The 15,138-nt window shown below is 73.6% G+C and carries 11 protein-coding genes; 3 read left to right on the top strand and 8 right to left on the bottom strand.

Annotation, left to right across the window (positions count from 1 at the left end; all coding sequences use genetic code 11):
- Positions 1–33: 33 nt before the first annotated feature.
- Positions 34–549: a hypothetical protein gene (locus ACFCY1_RS24075; RefSeq protein ID WP_375876022.1), complete on the bottom strand. Its 516-nt coding sequence runs from the start codon at positions 547–549 to the stop codon at positions 34–36.
- Between the two features lie 542 nt (positions 550–1,091).
- Between ACFCY1_RS24075 and ACFCY1_RS24070 the strand changes: the two genes are divergently transcribed.
- Positions 1,092–3,119 carry an FUSC family protein gene (locus ACFCY1_RS24070; protein ID WP_375876021.1) on the top strand — a complete coding sequence of 676 codons (2,028 nt, stop codon included), beginning with the start codon at positions 1,092–1,094 and terminating at the stop codon, positions 3,117–3,119.
- Position 3,120: 1 nt separating this feature from the next.
- Here ACFCY1_RS24070 and ACFCY1_RS24065 read toward each other — a convergent pair whose 3' ends face one another.
- The 7 genes from ACFCY1_RS24065 to rsmI all read right to left on the bottom strand — a co-directional run bounded on the left by ACFCY1_RS24065 (position 3,121) and on the right by rsmI (position 11,294).
- On the bottom strand, positions 3,121–4,959 hold the full coding sequence (locus tag ACFCY1_RS24065; protein ID WP_375876020.1) for an ABC-F family ATP-binding cassette domain-containing protein: 1,839 nt from the start codon (positions 4,957–4,959) through the stop codon (positions 3,121–3,123).
- A gap of 120 nt (positions 4,960–5,079) precedes the next feature.
- Positions 5,080–5,997, bottom strand: coding sequence for a 4-(cytidine 5'-diphospho)-2-C-methyl-D-erythritol kinase (locus tag ACFCY1_RS24060; RefSeq protein WP_117489278.1), 918 nt, complete (start codon positions 5,995–5,997; stop codon positions 5,080–5,082).
- The gene (gene rsmA, locus ACFCY1_RS24055) at positions 5,994–7,058 is read right to left on the bottom strand and encodes a 16S rRNA (adenine(1518)-N(6)/adenine(1519)-N(6))-dimethyltransferase RsmA (RefSeq protein ID WP_375876019.1); all 1,065 of its coding nucleotides are present in this window, start codon (positions 7,056–7,058) and stop codon (positions 5,994–5,996) included. Before rsmA ends, ACFCY1_RS24060 begins: the two co-directional genes overlap by 4 nt.
- A gap of 117 nt (positions 7,059–7,175) precedes the next feature.
- Positions 7,176–8,054, bottom strand: a complete 879-nt coding sequence (locus ACFCY1_RS24050; RefSeq protein ID WP_375876018.1) for a TatD family hydrolase — start codon at positions 8,052–8,054, stop codon at positions 7,176–7,178.
- 1 nt (position 8,055) lies between these two features.
- Positions 8,056–9,678, bottom strand: a complete 1,623-nt coding sequence (gene metG / locus ACFCY1_RS24045) for a methionine--tRNA ligase (RefSeq protein WP_375876017.1) — start codon at positions 9,676–9,678, stop codon at positions 8,056–8,058.
- Between the two features lie 85 nt (positions 9,679–9,763).
- Positions 9,764–10,189 (bottom strand): hypothetical protein, encoded by a 426-nt coding sequence (locus ACFCY1_RS24040; RefSeq protein ID WP_181970659.1) that lies wholly within the window; start codon positions 10,187–10,189, stop codon positions 9,764–9,766.
- Positions 10,190–10,424: 235 nt separating this feature from the next.
- Complete coding sequence (gene rsmI, locus ACFCY1_RS24035) at positions 10,425–11,294, bottom strand: 16S rRNA (cytidine(1402)-2'-O)-methyltransferase (protein ID WP_375876016.1); 870 nt, start codon at positions 11,292–11,294, stop codon at positions 10,425–10,427.
- A gap of 106 nt (positions 11,295–11,400) precedes the next feature.
- On the opposite strand from rsmI, the gene ACFCY1_RS24030 reads away from it, so the two are divergent.
- Both ACFCY1_RS24030 and ACFCY1_RS24025 read left to right on the top strand, forming a co-directional pair.
- Entirely contained in the window at positions 11,401–13,182 is a 1,782-nt protein-coding gene (locus ACFCY1_RS24030; protein WP_375876015.1) for a dolichyl-phosphate-mannose--protein mannosyltransferase, read from the top strand.
- Positions 13,183–13,368: 186 nt separating this feature from the next.
- Positions 13,369–15,138 carry a penicillin-binding transpeptidase domain-containing protein gene (locus tag ACFCY1_RS24025; RefSeq protein WP_074001273.1) on the top strand — a complete coding sequence of 590 codons (1,770 nt, stop codon included), beginning with the start codon at positions 13,369–13,371 and terminating at the stop codon, positions 15,136–15,138.

The following is a 15,138-nucleotide window of genomic DNA, read 5'->3' as shown; positions in this document are numbered from 1 at the left end:
CCGTCTCCCCGTAGGTCTCTCCCCGCACCGCTGTCAGAAGTTCATGTCCTTGGACTTCGGTGCAGTCCCGTTCGACCCCGCCGACGGCGAGGTGACACCCGCGTCCTTCGCCACCGCGTTCTGAGCCGCTGTCGTCTGCTCCTCGTTGCTCGCGTACGAGCTGGCCGTCTTCGCGACCGCCGTCGTCATCGCCTCGATCTGAGCCACGAAGTCCTTGTGGAGCTTGACGAGCTGCTCGTGCACCTTGCCGTAGGCGGTGTTCAGAGCCACCGCTTCCGGGAACCTCCCGGCGTCCGCTCCGTTGACGAAGCTGCCCTGGGTGACCTTCTGTTCCTGGAGCTTGTACGGCGCGGCCGCCGAGCCCTCCATCGCGGCGAGCAGGGCCTCGACCTTCCCGGCGAACGTCTTGAGCGTGTCGAGCTCGATCTGGACGTCCTGCTTGCCGAAGGCCGCCACCAGGTCACCGGCGCTGACGTTCGTCTGCACGGTGCTGACGATGGGGGCGATGTTGATCGCGCCGAAAGGCCATGGGAACTGCTGGTCCAGCATGAACGGCGCCGAGCCGCCGGACGCCCCCTGGCTGCCCGGGTCCGTCCCCGACGCGCTGGGTGCCGGGTTGGCCGAAGGGCTGGGCGCGGCAGTCGTCGTAGGGCTCGGGGCCGGGCTCGGCGACGGGCTGGGCGTAGGACTCGCCGAGGGTGTCGGCGTAGGACTGGGCGACGGACTCGCTGACGGAGTCGGCGTCCCCGAACTAGTTGCACCATTGCCTGCCACGGCAGTTCACCTCTCCCCCGTACGGCCCGCCGCGCCCGGGGCGTCCCGGGCGGCCGCGTTCCGCAACACACCGTCAACTTCTGGGTCGTACCGTCCTGGTCGGTACACCGTCCGCCCTGTGGACGGTTTCCGCCTCCGTCATCGTAGCCATCGCCTCTGTCGGACCGGCAGGGACCTTGGCCCGCCCGTACGCGATCGGTACGAACTTGACATGTGGGAGCCGCCGCGGACGGCCTGGGTAGACTGACCCGGTACGCCCCATCTGCCGCGCAATGTCGCACAGCAGCGACCCCAGGCCGCAGAACGGACGTGACCGCGTGAGCTCTCCCGACGTCTCCCCTTCCCCCTGGTGGGCCCGTGCCGCGCGGCCCGCGCGGCCGCCGGTGCCGGTGGCGCTGATGGTGCGGGCGGCGGTGGGCATGGCGGTGCCGTTGGCGGTGGGGCTGCTGGTGCACCGGCTGGATCTGGGGGTGTTCGCGGGGCTCGGGGCGATGCACGCGACGATGAACGACCGGGCCGAGCCGGGCAGGTTGCGGGCCGCCCGGATCGGGACGGCGGTCCTCGCCTCGGCGCTCGGCATGCTGATCGGCACCGCGCTCCAGCACGCGGACGCGGACGGCCTCGTCCTGGGTGTCGTGCTGACGCTGACCGCTTTCGCCTCGGGTGCGCTGAGTGCGACCGGTCCGCGCGGTTCGGCGGCGGGGATGCTGCTGCTGGTGTCGGCGGCGTTGGGCAGTGGGATGCCGTTGCCGCAGCCGTGGTGGGCGGCGGCGCCGATGCTGCCGGTCGGGGCCGCGTTCGTGGTGCTGCTCGGGCTGCCGGCGGGTGCGCCGAACCGGCCTGCCGCGGATCCGCGCAACCGGGCGCTGGCCGCCGCGTACGACGCGCTCGGCCGCACCCTCGCCGACCTGGGCGGCCCGCGGGCGGGCGCCTCCCGCCAGGTGCTGACGGCCCGCCTGAACCAGCTCCAGGACCTCCTCGGCACGCATCGGAGGGACCGCCGGGAACGGCAGGACCACCGAAGCAGGCGGAACCGCCGGGCCCGGATGTACGAGGCGGCCCTCGCCGCCACCGAGGCGGCGACCGGCCTGCTGTGGGCGCGCCGCCCGGTCCCGCCCGAGGTGGCCGAGGTGCCGAACCGGCTGGCGGCCGCCGTGCGGCGGGGCGGCGGCGAGGTCGCCGTCCCCGACTGGCGGCCCGACACCCCCTCGCGGCAGGCCCTGGACGTGGCCCTGCGCGCCGCCGCCGACACCGTGGCCGGCCGCGACACCCGGCTCGGCACCGCCCCCGCGCCGCCGCCGGACCCCTGGCGGCTGCGGGTGCGGCTGCTGTCCCGGGGTTCGGTCCGGTACGGGCTGCGGGTCGCGCTGTGCATCGCGGTCGGTTCGGCGGTCACCGCCAACTACCCGCTCAGCAAGAGCTACTGGGTGCCGATGACGATCGCCTTCGTGCTGAAGCCGGACCTCGGCTCGGTGTTCCTGCGCGCGGTGAGCCGCTCGGTCGGCACGGTGCTCGGGGTGGCGGTGACCGCGGCGCTGCTCATGGCCACCACCGACGAGTGGGCGCTGACCGCGATGGCCGCCGGCTGCGTGGCCCTGCTCCCGTACGCCACGGCGGCGCACTACGGGCTGAACACCGTGGTGATGACGCCGATGGCGCTGGTCCTGCTCCAGCTCGGCGGGCAGAGCAGCGCCGCCGAGTTCTGGCCCCGGGTCCTGGACACCGTGCTGGCCAGCGCGATCGTGCTGCTCTTCGGCTACCTGCTGTGGCCGGAGCGCCCGCGCCACCGGATCGAGCCCAGGCTGGTCGACGCGACGACGGCGCTGCGGGCCTACCTGGACGCCGTCGTCCGCGGCGCCGGCCAGGACGACGGCCCGGACAGCGGCCCGAACAGCGGCCAGGACGGCGGCCGGACCGGAACCGCCCAGGTGTGGCTGCGCCGTACGGCCTACCGGGCCCTGGCGGACGCCCGCCGGGAGGTGCAGCAGGGGCTGGCCGAGCCGCCGCCCACCGGCCGGCTGGCCGAGCGGTGGCTGCCGGCGACGGCGGCGCTGGAGCGGCTGGGCGGCGCGGTGGCGGCCTTCGCGGCGCAGATCCGGTACGGCGGCCGGGTGCCGGACCCGGCCGAGGTCGACCGGGTGCGGCGCGCGTTGGACGAACTGACCGCCAGCGCCCGCGCGCACCGCCCGCCGACGGCCCCAAGCGCGCCGACACCCCCGACGTCCCCGGCAGCCGCGGCGACCCCGGCGGTCACAGCACCCGCCCCGCACGACCCGACGCGCAGCGCACTGGGCCGTGCGGCGGAGGAGCTCGAAGCGCTCCTCCGTACCCGACCGGACGACTAGCTCAGACCTGCTCGGCCAGCTCCAGCCAGCCCATCTCCAGCTCCTCCTTCTCGTCCCGGACCGCGCGCAGCTGCGCGTCCAGCTCCGCGACCTTGGAGAAGTCGGCGGCGTGCTCGGCGAGTTGGGCGTGCAGCTTGGACTCCTTCTCGTCCAGCTTGGCGATCTGCCGCTCCAGCTTCTGCATCTCCTTCTTCGCCGCCCGCAGGTCCCCGCCGGACAGCGCGGGGGCCGCGCCCCCGTCCTCCGCGACGGCCGTGGCGGTCGGGGCGGCGGCGCCGGCCTGAGCGGCGGCGGTGGCCGCGGCGGCCATCCTGGCCCGGCGCTCCAGGTACTCGTCGACGCCGTTCGGCAGCATCCGCATCTTCTTGTCGCCGAGCAGCGCGTGGACGGTGTCCGTGGTGCGCTCGATGAAGAAGCGGTCGTGGCTGATGACGACCATCGAGCCGGGCCAGCCGTCGAGCAGGTCCTCCAGCTGGTTGAGCGTCTCGATGTCCAGGTCGTTGGTGGGCTCGTCCAGGAACAGCACGTTGGGCTCGTCCATCAGCAGCCGCAGCAGCTGGAGGCGGCGGCGCTCGCCACCGGACAGGTCGCCGACCGGCGTCCACTGCTTGTCCTTGCCGAAGCCGAACTGCTCGCAGAGCTGGCCGGCGCTCATCTCCCGGCCCTTGCCGAGGTCGACCCGCGAGCGGACCTGCTCGACGGCCTGGAGCACCCGGGTCGCCGGGTCCAGTTCGGCGACCTCCTGCGACAGGTAGGCCAGCCGCACGGTCTTGCCGACCTTGATGACGCCCGACGTCGGCTGGACGTCGCCCTCGGAGGCGTACGCGTCGCGCATCGCGCGCAGCAGCGAGGTCTTGCCGGCGCCGTTGACGCCGAGCAGGCCGATCCGGTCGCCGGGGCCGAGCTGCCAGGTGAGGTTCTCCAGCAGCAGCTTCGGGCCGGCCGTGACGGTCACGCCCTCCAGCTCGAAGACGGTCTTCCCGAGCCGCGCGTTGGCGAACTTCATCAGCTCGGACTTGTCGCGCGGGTCCGGCACGTCCGCGATCAGGGCGTTGGCGGCCTCGATCCGGTAGCGCGGCTTGGAGGTGCGGGCGGGGGCGCCGCGGCGCAGCCAGGCCAGCTCCTTGCGGGCCATGTTCTGGCGCTTCTGCTCCTCGACGGCCTCGATCCGGGAGCGCTCGGCGCGGGCGAAGACGTAGTCGGAGTAGCCGCCCTCGTACTCGTGCACCTCGCCGTTCTGGACGTCCCACATCCGGGTGCAGACCTGGTCGAGGAACCAGCGGTCGTGGGTGACGCAGACGAGCGCGGAGCGGCGCTTCTGCAGGTGCTGGGCGAGCCAGTTGATGCCCTCGACGTCGAGGTGGTTGGTGGGCTCGTCCAGGATGATCAGTTCGGGCGAGCCGAGCAGCAGCTTGGCGAGGGCGATCCGGCGGCGCTCGCCGCCGGAGAGCGGGCCGATGACGGTGTCCAGGCCGTCGGCGAAGCCGGGCAGGTCGAGGCCGCCGAAGAGGCCTTCGATGATGTCGCGGATGCGGGCGTCGCCGAGCCACTCGTGGTCGGCCCGGCCGGCGATCACCTCGTGCCGGATGGTGGCCTTCGGGTCGAGCGAGTCGTGCTGGGTGAGGACGGCCGGTTCGAGGCCGCCGTTCCAGGTGATCCGGCCGCCGTCGGGCTCCTCCAGCTTGGCGAGCATCCGGATCAGGGTGGTCTTGCCGTCGCCGTTGCGGCCGACGACGCCGATCCGGTCGCCCTCGCTGACGCCCAGGCTGACCGCGTCCAGCAGGGCGCGGGTGCCGTAGACCTTCGTGACGGACTCGATGGTGGCGAGGTTGACGGCCACGTGTGCTGCGCTCCAGGGTTCGGCGGTCGCGGGGCGGCCCGCCGCTCGGCGGCCGGATGCCCCTCTCGGGACACCCCGATCTCCCCAGCCTAATGGGCCCGCCGCGGCGGCCTCACCGCGTCAGCCCGCGACGGACGCCCCCGGCACCGGCCCGTGGGTGGCGTGCGCGGTCCGGCAGGTGCCGGAGGCCCGCAGCGCCCCGGCGACCGCGGCGGCGGCCTCGGCGTCCTTGACCAGGAAGGCGCAGGTCGGCCCGGAGCCGGAGACCAGTGCCCCGAGCGCGCCCGCCTCGGTGCCGGCCCGCAGGGTGGCGGCGAGTGCGGGGCGCAGCGAGAGCGCGGCGGGCTGGAGGTCGTTGGCGAGGGCGGCGGCCAGGGCGACGGGGTCGCCCTCGGCGAGGGCGGCGAGCAGCGCAGGGTCGGCGTCCGGGGTGGGGACGTCGGTGTCGCTGGAGCCGGTGCCGGCCTCCTCGCGCAGCCGGTCGCACTCGCGGAACACGGCGGGGGTGGACAGGCCGCCCTCGGCGACCGCGAAGACCCAGTGGAAGGTGCCCTCGACGGCCAGCGGCTCCAGGATCTCGCCGCGGCCGCGGCCGAGGGCGACGCCGCCGACCAGGGCGAACGGCACGTCGGAGCCGAGTTCGGCGGCCAGCTCCAGCAGCACGGGGAGCGGGGTGTCCAGCTGCCAGAGCGCGTCGCAGGCGACCAGCGCGGCCGCGCCGTCGGCGCTGCCCCCGGCCATGCCGCCGGCCACCGGGATGGCCTTGGCGATGTGCAGGTGCACGCCCGGGTCGGCGATGCCGTGGTGGGCGGCGAGCAGCCGGGCGGCGCGGGCGGCGAGGTTGCTGTCGTCCAGCGGGACGGCGGCGGCGTCCGGCCCGGAGCAGCTCAGTGTCACGCCCTCGGCCGCGGTGGCGGTGACCTCGTCCCCGAGGGCGACGGCGAAGAAGACGTTGGCCAGGTCGTGGAAGCCGTCGGCGCGCAGCCCGCCGACCCCCAGCTGGACGTTGACCTTGGCCGGTACCCGTACGGTGATCACTCGCTGTCCTCGGTCGTCTGCTCGGCGGACGCGGGCGCCGGCTCAGCGGGCTCGGCAGCCCCGGGCTCGGCGGCCCCGGGCTCGGCGGCCGCGGACCGGACCGGCTTGCGCTCGGCGGCCCCGGCCCGGCCGGTCCGCTGACCGGCCCCCTCGGCCCCCTCGGCCTGGGAGGGCTTGTGCTCGGCGATCGCGGCGAACTGCTCCACCGTCAGCATCTCGCCGCGCAGCCTGTGGTCGATGCCGGCCGCCGCGAGCGCCTGCTCGGCCCCGGCGGCGGAGCCCGCCCAGCCGGCCAGCGCGGCGCGCAGGGTCTTGCGCCGCTGGGCGAACGCGGCGTCGACCACCGCGAACACCTCCTCGCGGCTGGCGCTGGTCTTCGGCGGCTCGCGGCGGATCAGCGAGACCAGCCCGGAGTCGACGTTGGGGGCGGGCCAGAACACGTTCCGCCCGATGGCGCCGGCCCGCTTCACCTCGGCGTACCAGTTGGCCTTGACCGACGGGACGCCGTACACCTTGTTGCCCGGCTTGGCGGCGAGCCGGTCGGCGACCTCGCTCTGCACCATCACCAGGGTCCGCTCGATGCTGGGGAAGGTCGCCAGCATGTGCAGCAGGACGGGCACCGCGACGTTGTACGGGAGGTTGGCGACCAGCGCGGTGGGCGCCGGGCCGGGCAGCTCGGTGACCTCCATGGCGTCGCTGAACACCAGGTCGAAGGCGTCCGCCTTGCCGGGCATCCGGGCGGCGACGGTGTCCGGCAGGTGCCGCGCCAGCACCGGGTCGATCTCGACCGCGGTCACATGCCGCGCGACCTCCAGCAGCGCCAGCGTGAGCGAGCCGAGCCCGGGCCCGACCTCCACCACCGCGTCCTGCTCCGTCACCTCGGCGGCCCGGACGATCCGCCGCACGGTGTTGCCGTCGATGACGAAGTTCTGCCCGCGCTGCTTGGTCGGCTTCACGCCGAACGCGGCCGCCAGCTCCCGGATGTCGGCACTGCCCAGCAAGGGGGTCCCCCCGGCCGGAGGCTGGGGGCGGCTGTCAGAGGTGGGGTCGGTGGTGCTCACGCGCCAAGGATACGGGCGCCGGGGCCGCCGTCCGGACGCGCCGATCCGGACGGGGCCCGACCACGCGCCGATCCGGACGGGGCCCCGACCGCGCGCTCGGGCCCCGGGGCCCCGGCGTCAGTACCCGAAGGCCCGGGCGGTGTTCGCCGCGATGGCCGTGGACAGCTCGTCCTCGGCCAGGCCCAGGGTCGCGGCCATCGAGCGCACCGTGACCGGGATCAGGTACGGGGCGTTCGGGCGGCCGCGGTACGGGTGCGGGGTGAGGAAGGGGGCGTCGGTCTCGACCAGGACCCGGTCCAGCGGCGTGGCGAGCAGGGCGTCGCGCAGCGGCTGGTTGGCCTTGAAGGTGACCGGGCCGGCGAAGGAGAGGTACCAGCCGTGCTCGGCGCAGGTCTTCGCCATCTGCGCGTCGCCGGAGTAGCAGTGGAAGACGGTCCGCTCCGGGGCGCCCTCCGCCAGCAGGACGGCGATGACGTCCTCGTGGGCGTCCCGGTCGTGGATGACCAGGGCCTTGCCGTGCCGCTTGGCCATCTCGATGTGGCGGCGGAACGACTCCTTCTGGATGTCCACGCCCTCCGGCCCGGTGCGGAAGTAGTCCAGGCCGGTCTCGCCGACCGCCACCACCTGCGGCAGCGCGGCGAGCCGGTCGATCTCGGCGAGCGCCTCGTCGAGCGCGGCGGCGCCGCCGGCCTTCCGCTGCTGGCCGGACCAGCCGTCCGCGTCGCCGAGGAAGATCCGCGGCGCCTCGTTCGGGTGCAGGGCGACGGCCGCGTGCACCTGCTCGTACTGCGCCGCCAGTTCGGCGGCCCAGCGCGAGCCGGGCACGTCGCAGCCCACCTGGACCACCGTGGTGACCCCGACCGAGGCGGCCTTCGCCAGGCCCTCGGCGGGGGTGCCGGACTGCATGTCGAGGTGGGTGTGCGAGTCGGCCACCGCCACTGCCAGGGGTTCCGGCAGCGGCGGCGGGGTCGACCGGGCGTCGTCCTTGGCGGCCATGTCAGGCGGTCGGCTTCTCTTCGAGGCGCGGGAAGAGGATCTCGCCCTTGGTGACGGTGGCACCGGCGGGCAGCCGGCCCCAGTCGGCGACGGTGGCGACGGTCTGCGCGGAGAGCGCGCCCAGCCCGGCGGCCTCGGCGCCCAGCGAGACCCACAGCTTCTCGGCGGTGGTCGGCATCACCGGGTTGAGCAGCACGGCGGTGGCGCGCAGCGCCTCGGCGGCGGTGTAGAGGATGGTGGCCAGGCGGGCCCGGCCCTCGGCCGAGTCGTCCTTGGCGACCTTCCAGGGCTCCTGCTCGGTGAGGTAGCCGTTGACCTGCTTGACGAACTCGAAGATCGCCGCGAGGCCGCCGGCGAAGTCCAGCTCCTCGCCGATCTTCCGGTCGGCCGTCTCGACGGCCCTGGTCAGCCCGTCGGCGACGGCCTGCTCGGCGTCGCCCGCGGCGGTGGCGGCGGGCAGCACCCCGTCGAAGTACTTGCCGACCATCGCGGCGACCCGGGAGGCCAGGTTGCCGAAGTCGTTGGCCAGCTCGGAGGTGTACCGGGCGGTGAAGTCCTCCCAGGAGAACGAGCCGTCGGTGCCGAACGGGATCGCCCGCAGGAAGTAGTAGCGGTACGCGTCCACGCCGAAGTGCGAGGTGAGGTCGGTGGGCGCGATGCCGGTCAGGTTGGACTTGGACATCTTCTCGCCGCCGACCATCAGCCAGCCGTTGGCGACGACCCGCTTGGGCAGCGGCAGCCCGGCGGCCATCAGCATGGCGGGCCAGATGACGGCGTGGAACCGCAGGATGTCCTTGCCGACGAGGTGGACCGAGGCGGGCCACAGCTCGGCGAAGCGCTCCGGGTCGCTGCCGTAGCCGGCCGCGGTGATGTAGTTCTGCAGCGCGTCGACCCACACGTAGAGGACGTGCTTCTCGTCCCAGGGCAGCGGCACGCCCCAGTCGAAGGTGGAGCGGGAGATCGAGAGGTCCTTGAGGTCCTGCTCGACGAAGCGCAGCACCTCGTTGCGGGCCGAGGCGGGCTGGATGAAGTCCGGGTTCGCCGCGTAGAACTCCAGCAGCTGCGGGCCGTAGGCGGAGAGGCGGAAGAAGTAGTTCTCCTCCTCCAGCCACTCGACGGGCCGCTTGTGCACGGAGCAGAGCTTCTCGTCCTCGGTGGCGCCGTCGAGCAGCTCGGAGGGGAGCTTGAACTCCTCGCAGCCGACGCAGTACGGGCCGGAGTAGCCGCCCTTGTAGATCTCGCCCTTGTCGTACAGGTCCTGGACGAACTCCTGCACCCGGGCGGTGTGCCGCTCCTCGGTGGTGCGGATGAAGTCGTCGTTGGCGATCTCCAGGTGCTGCCAGAGCGGCTTCCAGGCCTCCTCGACCAGCTTGTCGCACCACTCCTGCGGGCTGACGCCGTTCGCCTCGGCGGTCCGCATGATCTTCTGACCGTGCTCGTCGGTGCCGGTCAGGTACCACACCTTCTCGCCGCGCTGGCGGTGCCAGCGGGTGAGGACGTCGCCCGCCACGGTGGTGTACGCGTGGCCGAGGTGCGGGCGATCGTTGACGTAGTAGATCGGGGTGGAAACGTAGTACGCCGGGGTGCTCGCCCCGGTGGTGCTGTGGTCTGCAGTGGCCGCCATGGTCGGAAAGCTTAGTCGGGCACGCGGACCGCCCTCGACCGAGTTGTTCCCGGCCGGGGGCGGTCCCCGTTCCGTCGCCCCGGTGTCAGCCCAGCAGCCGCGACCAGAACCGGGCCCAGCGTCCGCGCGGCCGGGTGGGCTCGGCCGCCGCGGGCGCCCCGGCCGGCTCGGCGTGCGCCGGGTAGCCGGGGGCGTGCTGCCAGGCCTGGTCGGCGGAGGCGACCCGGCCCTCGCGCATGATCCGCACGGTGTGGCCGCCGCAGCCCGGGCAGGTCGGCTTGAGCAGCGGGGACGGCACCCGGACGCCGTTGGCGTGGTACTCGAACACGACGTGCCCGTCGTTGGCCACGTGGTGTTCGATGTCGTACGCCTGCTCCCAGCCGTACCCGCAGCGCAGGCACGCGAAGGAGTAGGCCTCCCGTACGGTCTCGACGGGAGTGTGCGGCCGGCCGGCCAGACCGGCGGTGCTCAGTGCGCTGCCACTGCGGGGGGTACCGACTACATCGCTCATGGCCGTCTCCCAGCGCCCGCCGGACGCTCGTCCGGCTGGGTCTTTCCCTTCCAGGAAATGCCCGGACCGCCCCGGCCGATGCCCGGCTTGTGAAGACTTGGATGCGCGTTGGTCAGACCTATACGAAAATCCTCGCAGGGTCCGGGAAGCGCGGCCGAAACTTCAGCTCAGCTGGTGTTTACCGGGGCCTTCTCTCCACGGTACGACTCCCCGTGAGCAACGCAACCCCCGGAATTCACCCCTTTCCCAGGCCGCTTTCCAGGCCTTCCCGCTTCGCCGCCACGACCGCGTCGAAGACCTCCCGCTTGGGCAGCGAGAGCTCCACCGCGACGGCCGCGATGGCCTCCTTGCGGCGCTCCCCGGCCTCCTCGCGGACGGCCACCAGCCGGGCCAGCTCGGCCGGGGTGAGCTCCTGGGGCGCGGTCGGCGGGGCGCCGGCGACCACGACGGTGATCTCGCCCCTGACGCCCTCGGCCGCCCAGGCGGCCAGCTCACCGATCGGCCCGCGCTTGACCTCCTCGTAGGTCTTGGTGAGCTCGCGGCAGACGGCGGCCGGCCGCTCCGGCCCGAACGCCCCGGCCATCGCGGTCAGCGCCTCGGCGATCCGGTGCGGCGCCTCGAAGAAGACCATGGTGCGCGGTTCGGCGGCGATCGAGGCGAGCTGCCGGGCCCGGTCGCCGCTCTTGCGCGGCAGGAAGCCCTCGAAGGTGAAGCGGTCCACCGGCAGGCCGGACAGCGCGAGGGCGGTGAGCACCGCCGAGGGCCCGGGCACCGCGGTGACCTTGACGTCGGCGGCCACGGCGGCGGCGACCAGCCGGTAGCCGGGGTCGGAGACCGAGGGCATGCCGGCGTCGGTGACCAGCAGCACCCGGGCGCCGCCGAGCAGCGCCTCGACCAGTTCGGGGGTGCGGCCGACCTCGTTCCCCTCGAAGTAGGAGACCACCCGGCCCGCCGGGGTCACCCCGAGTGCCTGGGTGAGCCGGCGCAGCCGCCGGGTGTCCTCGGCCGCGATCACGTCCGCCGTGGCCAGTTCGTCGACGAGCCGGGGCGGGGCGTCCGAGACGTCGCCGATGGGGGTGCCTGCGAGAACGAGTACTCCTGTCACGGTCCCCATCCTCGCAGCTGTCGGGCGCCCGGGGTTTTTGGTGACGATTCGGTCAGCTTCCGAGGGAGCGGACACGCGTGCGAAGAGCGCCCCTACGATGTGGCGGATGAACGGCGACACGGCGGCCCAGGCGCCCACTGGTACGGACCACTCCGCGTACGGCGGCGTCGGCCTGCCGTCCCCCCGCCCACCGCAGGACGGGCCGGCCGGCTGGCGCGAGCGCCTGGCCCGGTTCGGCTACACGGCCCGCCCCACCGGGACGCTCACCGAGCGCCTGGCCCCGCCGATGCCGGACGGCCCCCGGGTGACGCCCCGGGACGTGCCGCAGTCGCCGCTGCTGCTGCGGCTGGGCGTCTCGCTGCCGCAGGGCCTGTGGTTCTTCCTCTGCCGCTGGGCCGGCTGGCTGGGTCCGGTCGCGGTGGCGGTCTTCGCCGGCCTCCTGCGGTTCACGAACCTGGGGCAGCCGCACGCGATCATCTTCGACGAGACGTACTACGCCAAGGACGCGTACGCGCTCTGGCACGGCGGCTACGAGATCAACTGGCCGGAGGACGCCAACACCACGATCATGACGCCGGGCGCGGCCGTCCCGTACCGGGCGACGCCCTCGTACGTGGTGCACCCGCCGGTCGGCAAGTGGATCATCGGCCTGGGCGAGCAGCTGTTCGGCATGAACCCCTTCGGCTGGCGGTTCGCGGTGGCCCTGCTCGGCACCCTGTCGGTGCTGATGGTGGCCCGGATCGCCCGCCGGATGTTCCGCTCCACCCTGCTGGGCTGCGTGGCGGGCCTGCTGCTCGCGGTGGACGGCCTGCACCTGGTGCTCAGCCGGGCCGCGCTGCTCGACCTGGTGGTGATGTTCTGGACCCTCGCCGCCTTCGGCTTCCTCCTGCTGGACCGCGACCGCACCCGGGCCCTGCTGGCCCGGCGGCTGGGCGGGGTCGAGGACGCCCGGCTCGCCCAGCGGCTGGGCCTGGGCTGGCGCCCGTACCGGATCGCGGCCGGCGCCTGCGTCGGCCTGACCTGCGCCACCAAGTGGAGCGGTCTGTACGTCGCGGCGGCCTTCGGTCTGCTCACGGTGCTCTGGGACGTCGGCGCCCGCCGCCTGGCCGGCGCCCCGCGCCCGTTCGTGGCGGTGCTCGCCCGGGACGTGCTGCCGGCCTTCGTCTCGGTGGTCGTGGTCGCGGTCGCGGTCTACATCGCGTCCTGGTGGGGCTGGTTCGCCAGCAGCACCGCTCCCGGCCAGGGCGGCTGGGGCCGGGACTGGGCGGTCGGCCGCTCCACCGACTTCCCGTGGATACCCGAGGCCCTGCGCTCGCTGTGGCACTACCACACCACGGTCTACGAGTTCCACGTCGGCCTGAGCGACCCGCACACCTACCAGTCCAACCCGTGGTCCTGGCTGGTGCTGGGCCGGCCGGTGTCCTTCTTCTACGAGTCCCCCAAGTACGGCCAGGCCGGCTGCACCGCCGCCGACTGCGCCCGCGAGGTGCTGGGCATCGGCACCCCGCTGCTGTGGTGGACGGGCATCGCGGCGCTGGCCTACTGCCTGTGGCGCTGGGCGGCCCGGCGGGACTGGCGGGCCGGCGCGCTGCTCTGCGGCCTGGCCGCCGGCTACCTGCCCTGGTTCGCCTACCAGCAGCGGACGATCTTCCTCTTCTACGCGGTGGTCTTCGTCCCGTTCCTGGTGCTCGCGGTGACGATGCTGATCGGCGCCCTGATCGGGCCGGCCGGCGCCTCCCGGGACCGCCGGATCATCGGCTCCGCGGCGGCCGGACTGCTGGTCCTGCTGATCGTCTGGAACTTCCTCTTCTTCTACCCGCTCTTCACCGGGCAGACCATCCCGCTGGAGGACTGGCGCCGCCGGATGTGGTTCAACACCTGGATCTGACCCGCCGCCCCAGGCACACCGCGTTCCCGCGAACCGTCCGTATGCGGTGCACAACACGTACCAGATCCGTCACAAGTGCCGGGCGATTCGCCGGCGCACCGATCCGCGCTGCCTAGGGTGGAGGGGTACCGCGTTTCCGGCCCCGCCGGTTGCGCCCGGCCGCGAGACCCCTGGGGGACCTGCACCATGCGCAGTGGCGCGAAGATCGGCATCATCACCGGCGTGTCCATCGCCGTCCTCGCGGGCGGCGGCTACGGCGTGTACAGCCTGGTGAGCGAGTCGGACGGCGTATCCGGTGGCAAGAAGCCGCGCACCGTGGTCGCCGAGCCGCCGACCGCCGACCAGGCGACGGCCGGACTGAAGGACTTCCTGACGGCCTGGGCGGCCGGCGACATCGCCAAGGCGGCCTCGCTGACCGACGACCCGGCCGCGGCCACCGCCGGTCTGACCGCCTTCCGGGACCAGGTCAAGCCGAGCGCGCTGACCCTCACCCCCTTCGGCCCGACCACCCAGCAGGTCTTCTCCGCCGCCACCGGCACCCCCGCCCCGGCCGCCAAGCCGACCGCCGGGGCCTCCGCGACCCCGGGCGCCACCGGCACGCCGGGCGCCGGCGACTCGCCGTCCGCGGCCGCCACGCCCGCGCCCACCGGCACGCTGATGTCCTACAAGGCGCGCGCCGAGTTCGCGGGCACCAACCGGGCCTGGGACTACCAGGGCTTCCTGGGCGTCGTGAAGATGAGCGACAACACCCCGGCCGTGCACTGGGCGCCGTCGGTGATCCACCCCCACCTGTCCGGCAACGAGACCATCGCCGTCCAGCCGGTCTTCGCCCCGCCGTCCACCGTGGTCGACCGCAACGGCAAGCCGGTCCAGGGCGCCTCGCTCACCCAGTCGCTGCTGACCACCCTCCAGGACAACGCCAACAAGCTGCTGCCGCCGGACCCGGCCAAGGACCAGGACGCGGGCAGCGCGGTGGTGATCTCCGACCCGGCCGGCAAGGGCCCCCAGGACAAGCTGTTCACGATCGTCGAGCCGAAGCCCGGCAAGCCGTTCAAGCTCACCATCGACAACACCCTCCAGGCCGCCGCCGAGAAGGCGATGACCGACCTGGCGGGCAAGCCCGGCTCCATCGTCGCGATCGAGCCGAGCACCGGTCAGGTGCTGGCCTTCGCCAACTCGCCGGCCACCGGCCAGAACCGGGCCTTCGCCGGGCTGCTCGCCCCGGGCTCGACGATGAAGATCGTCACCTCGGCGGCGCTGCTGGAGAACGGCGTCAACCCGGACACCGTGGTGGCCTGCCCGGAGAAGAGCAGCAACCCGCACGCGATCCCGAACTCGTTCCCGGGCGCCTTCCCGAACAACACGCTCCAGCAGGACTTCATGATGTCCTGCAACACCGCCTTCATCAACCAGGGCCTGACCAGCCTCAAGCCCGAGACGCTGAACGGCACGGCCAAGGACGTGTTCGGCATCGGCCTGGAGTGGAAGACCGGCCTGCCGAACACCGACGGCAAGGTTCCGGCGGCGCCGGGCAGCAAGGACGAGCAGGCCATGAACTACATCGGCCAGGGCAAGGTCCAGATGAACCCGCTGGCCATCGCCTCGGTCACCGCCACCGTGCAGAGCGGCGAGTTCAAGCAGCCGATCCTGGTCGCCGAGCTGCCGCAGCAGAAGGCCGCCCGCCCGCTCTCCCCGGACGTCGACGCCAAGCTGAAGGCGATGATGGCGGCCACCGCCACCGGCGGCACCGCCAGGGACGTGATGGCCGGCATCACCGACAACGCGGGCGCCAAGACCGGCTCCGCCGAGGTCGCCGGGGTCGACGTCACCAACAGCTGGTTCACCGCCTACCGCGGCAACGTCGCGGTGGCCGCCGAGGTGCAGGGCGGCGGCCACGGCGTGGACGCGGCCGGCCCGGCCGTCGCCTCCATCCTGAAGGCCGCCGGCGGCCGCTGA

The sequence above is a fragment of the Kitasatospora sp. NPDC056273 genome (genome assembly GCF_042268845.1).
Classification (GTDB): Bacteria; Actinomycetota; Actinomycetes; order Streptomycetales; family Streptomycetaceae; genus Kitasatospora.
This window is presented reverse-complemented; position numbering and strand designations above follow the sequence as displayed.

Excerpts from the sequence above, each read along its gene's own strand:
- ACFCY1_RS24030 (WP_375876015.1), top strand. The coding sequence starts at position 11,401 with ATGAACGGCGACACGGCGGCCCAGGCGCCCACTGGTACGGACCACTCC.
- ACFCY1_RS24050 (WP_375876018.1), bottom strand. The coding sequence starts at position 8,054 with ATGGCCGCCAAGGACGACGCCCGGTCGACCCCGCCGCCGCTGCCGGAA.
- ACFCY1_RS24075 (WP_375876022.1), bottom strand. The coding sequence starts at position 549 with ATGCTGGACCAGCAGTTCCCATGGCCTTTCGGCGCGATCAACATCGCC.
- metG (WP_375876017.1), bottom strand. The coding sequence starts at position 9,678 with ATGGCGGCCACTGCAGACCACAGCACCACCGGGGCGAGCACCCCGGCG.
- ACFCY1_RS24025 (WP_074001273.1), top strand. The coding sequence starts at position 13,369 with ATGCGCAGTGGCGCGAAGATCGGCATCATCACCGGCGTGTCCATCGCC.
- ACFCY1_RS24040 (WP_181970659.1), bottom strand. The coding sequence starts at position 10,189 with ATGAGCGATGTAGTCGGTACCCCCCGCAGTGGCAGCGCACTGAGCACC.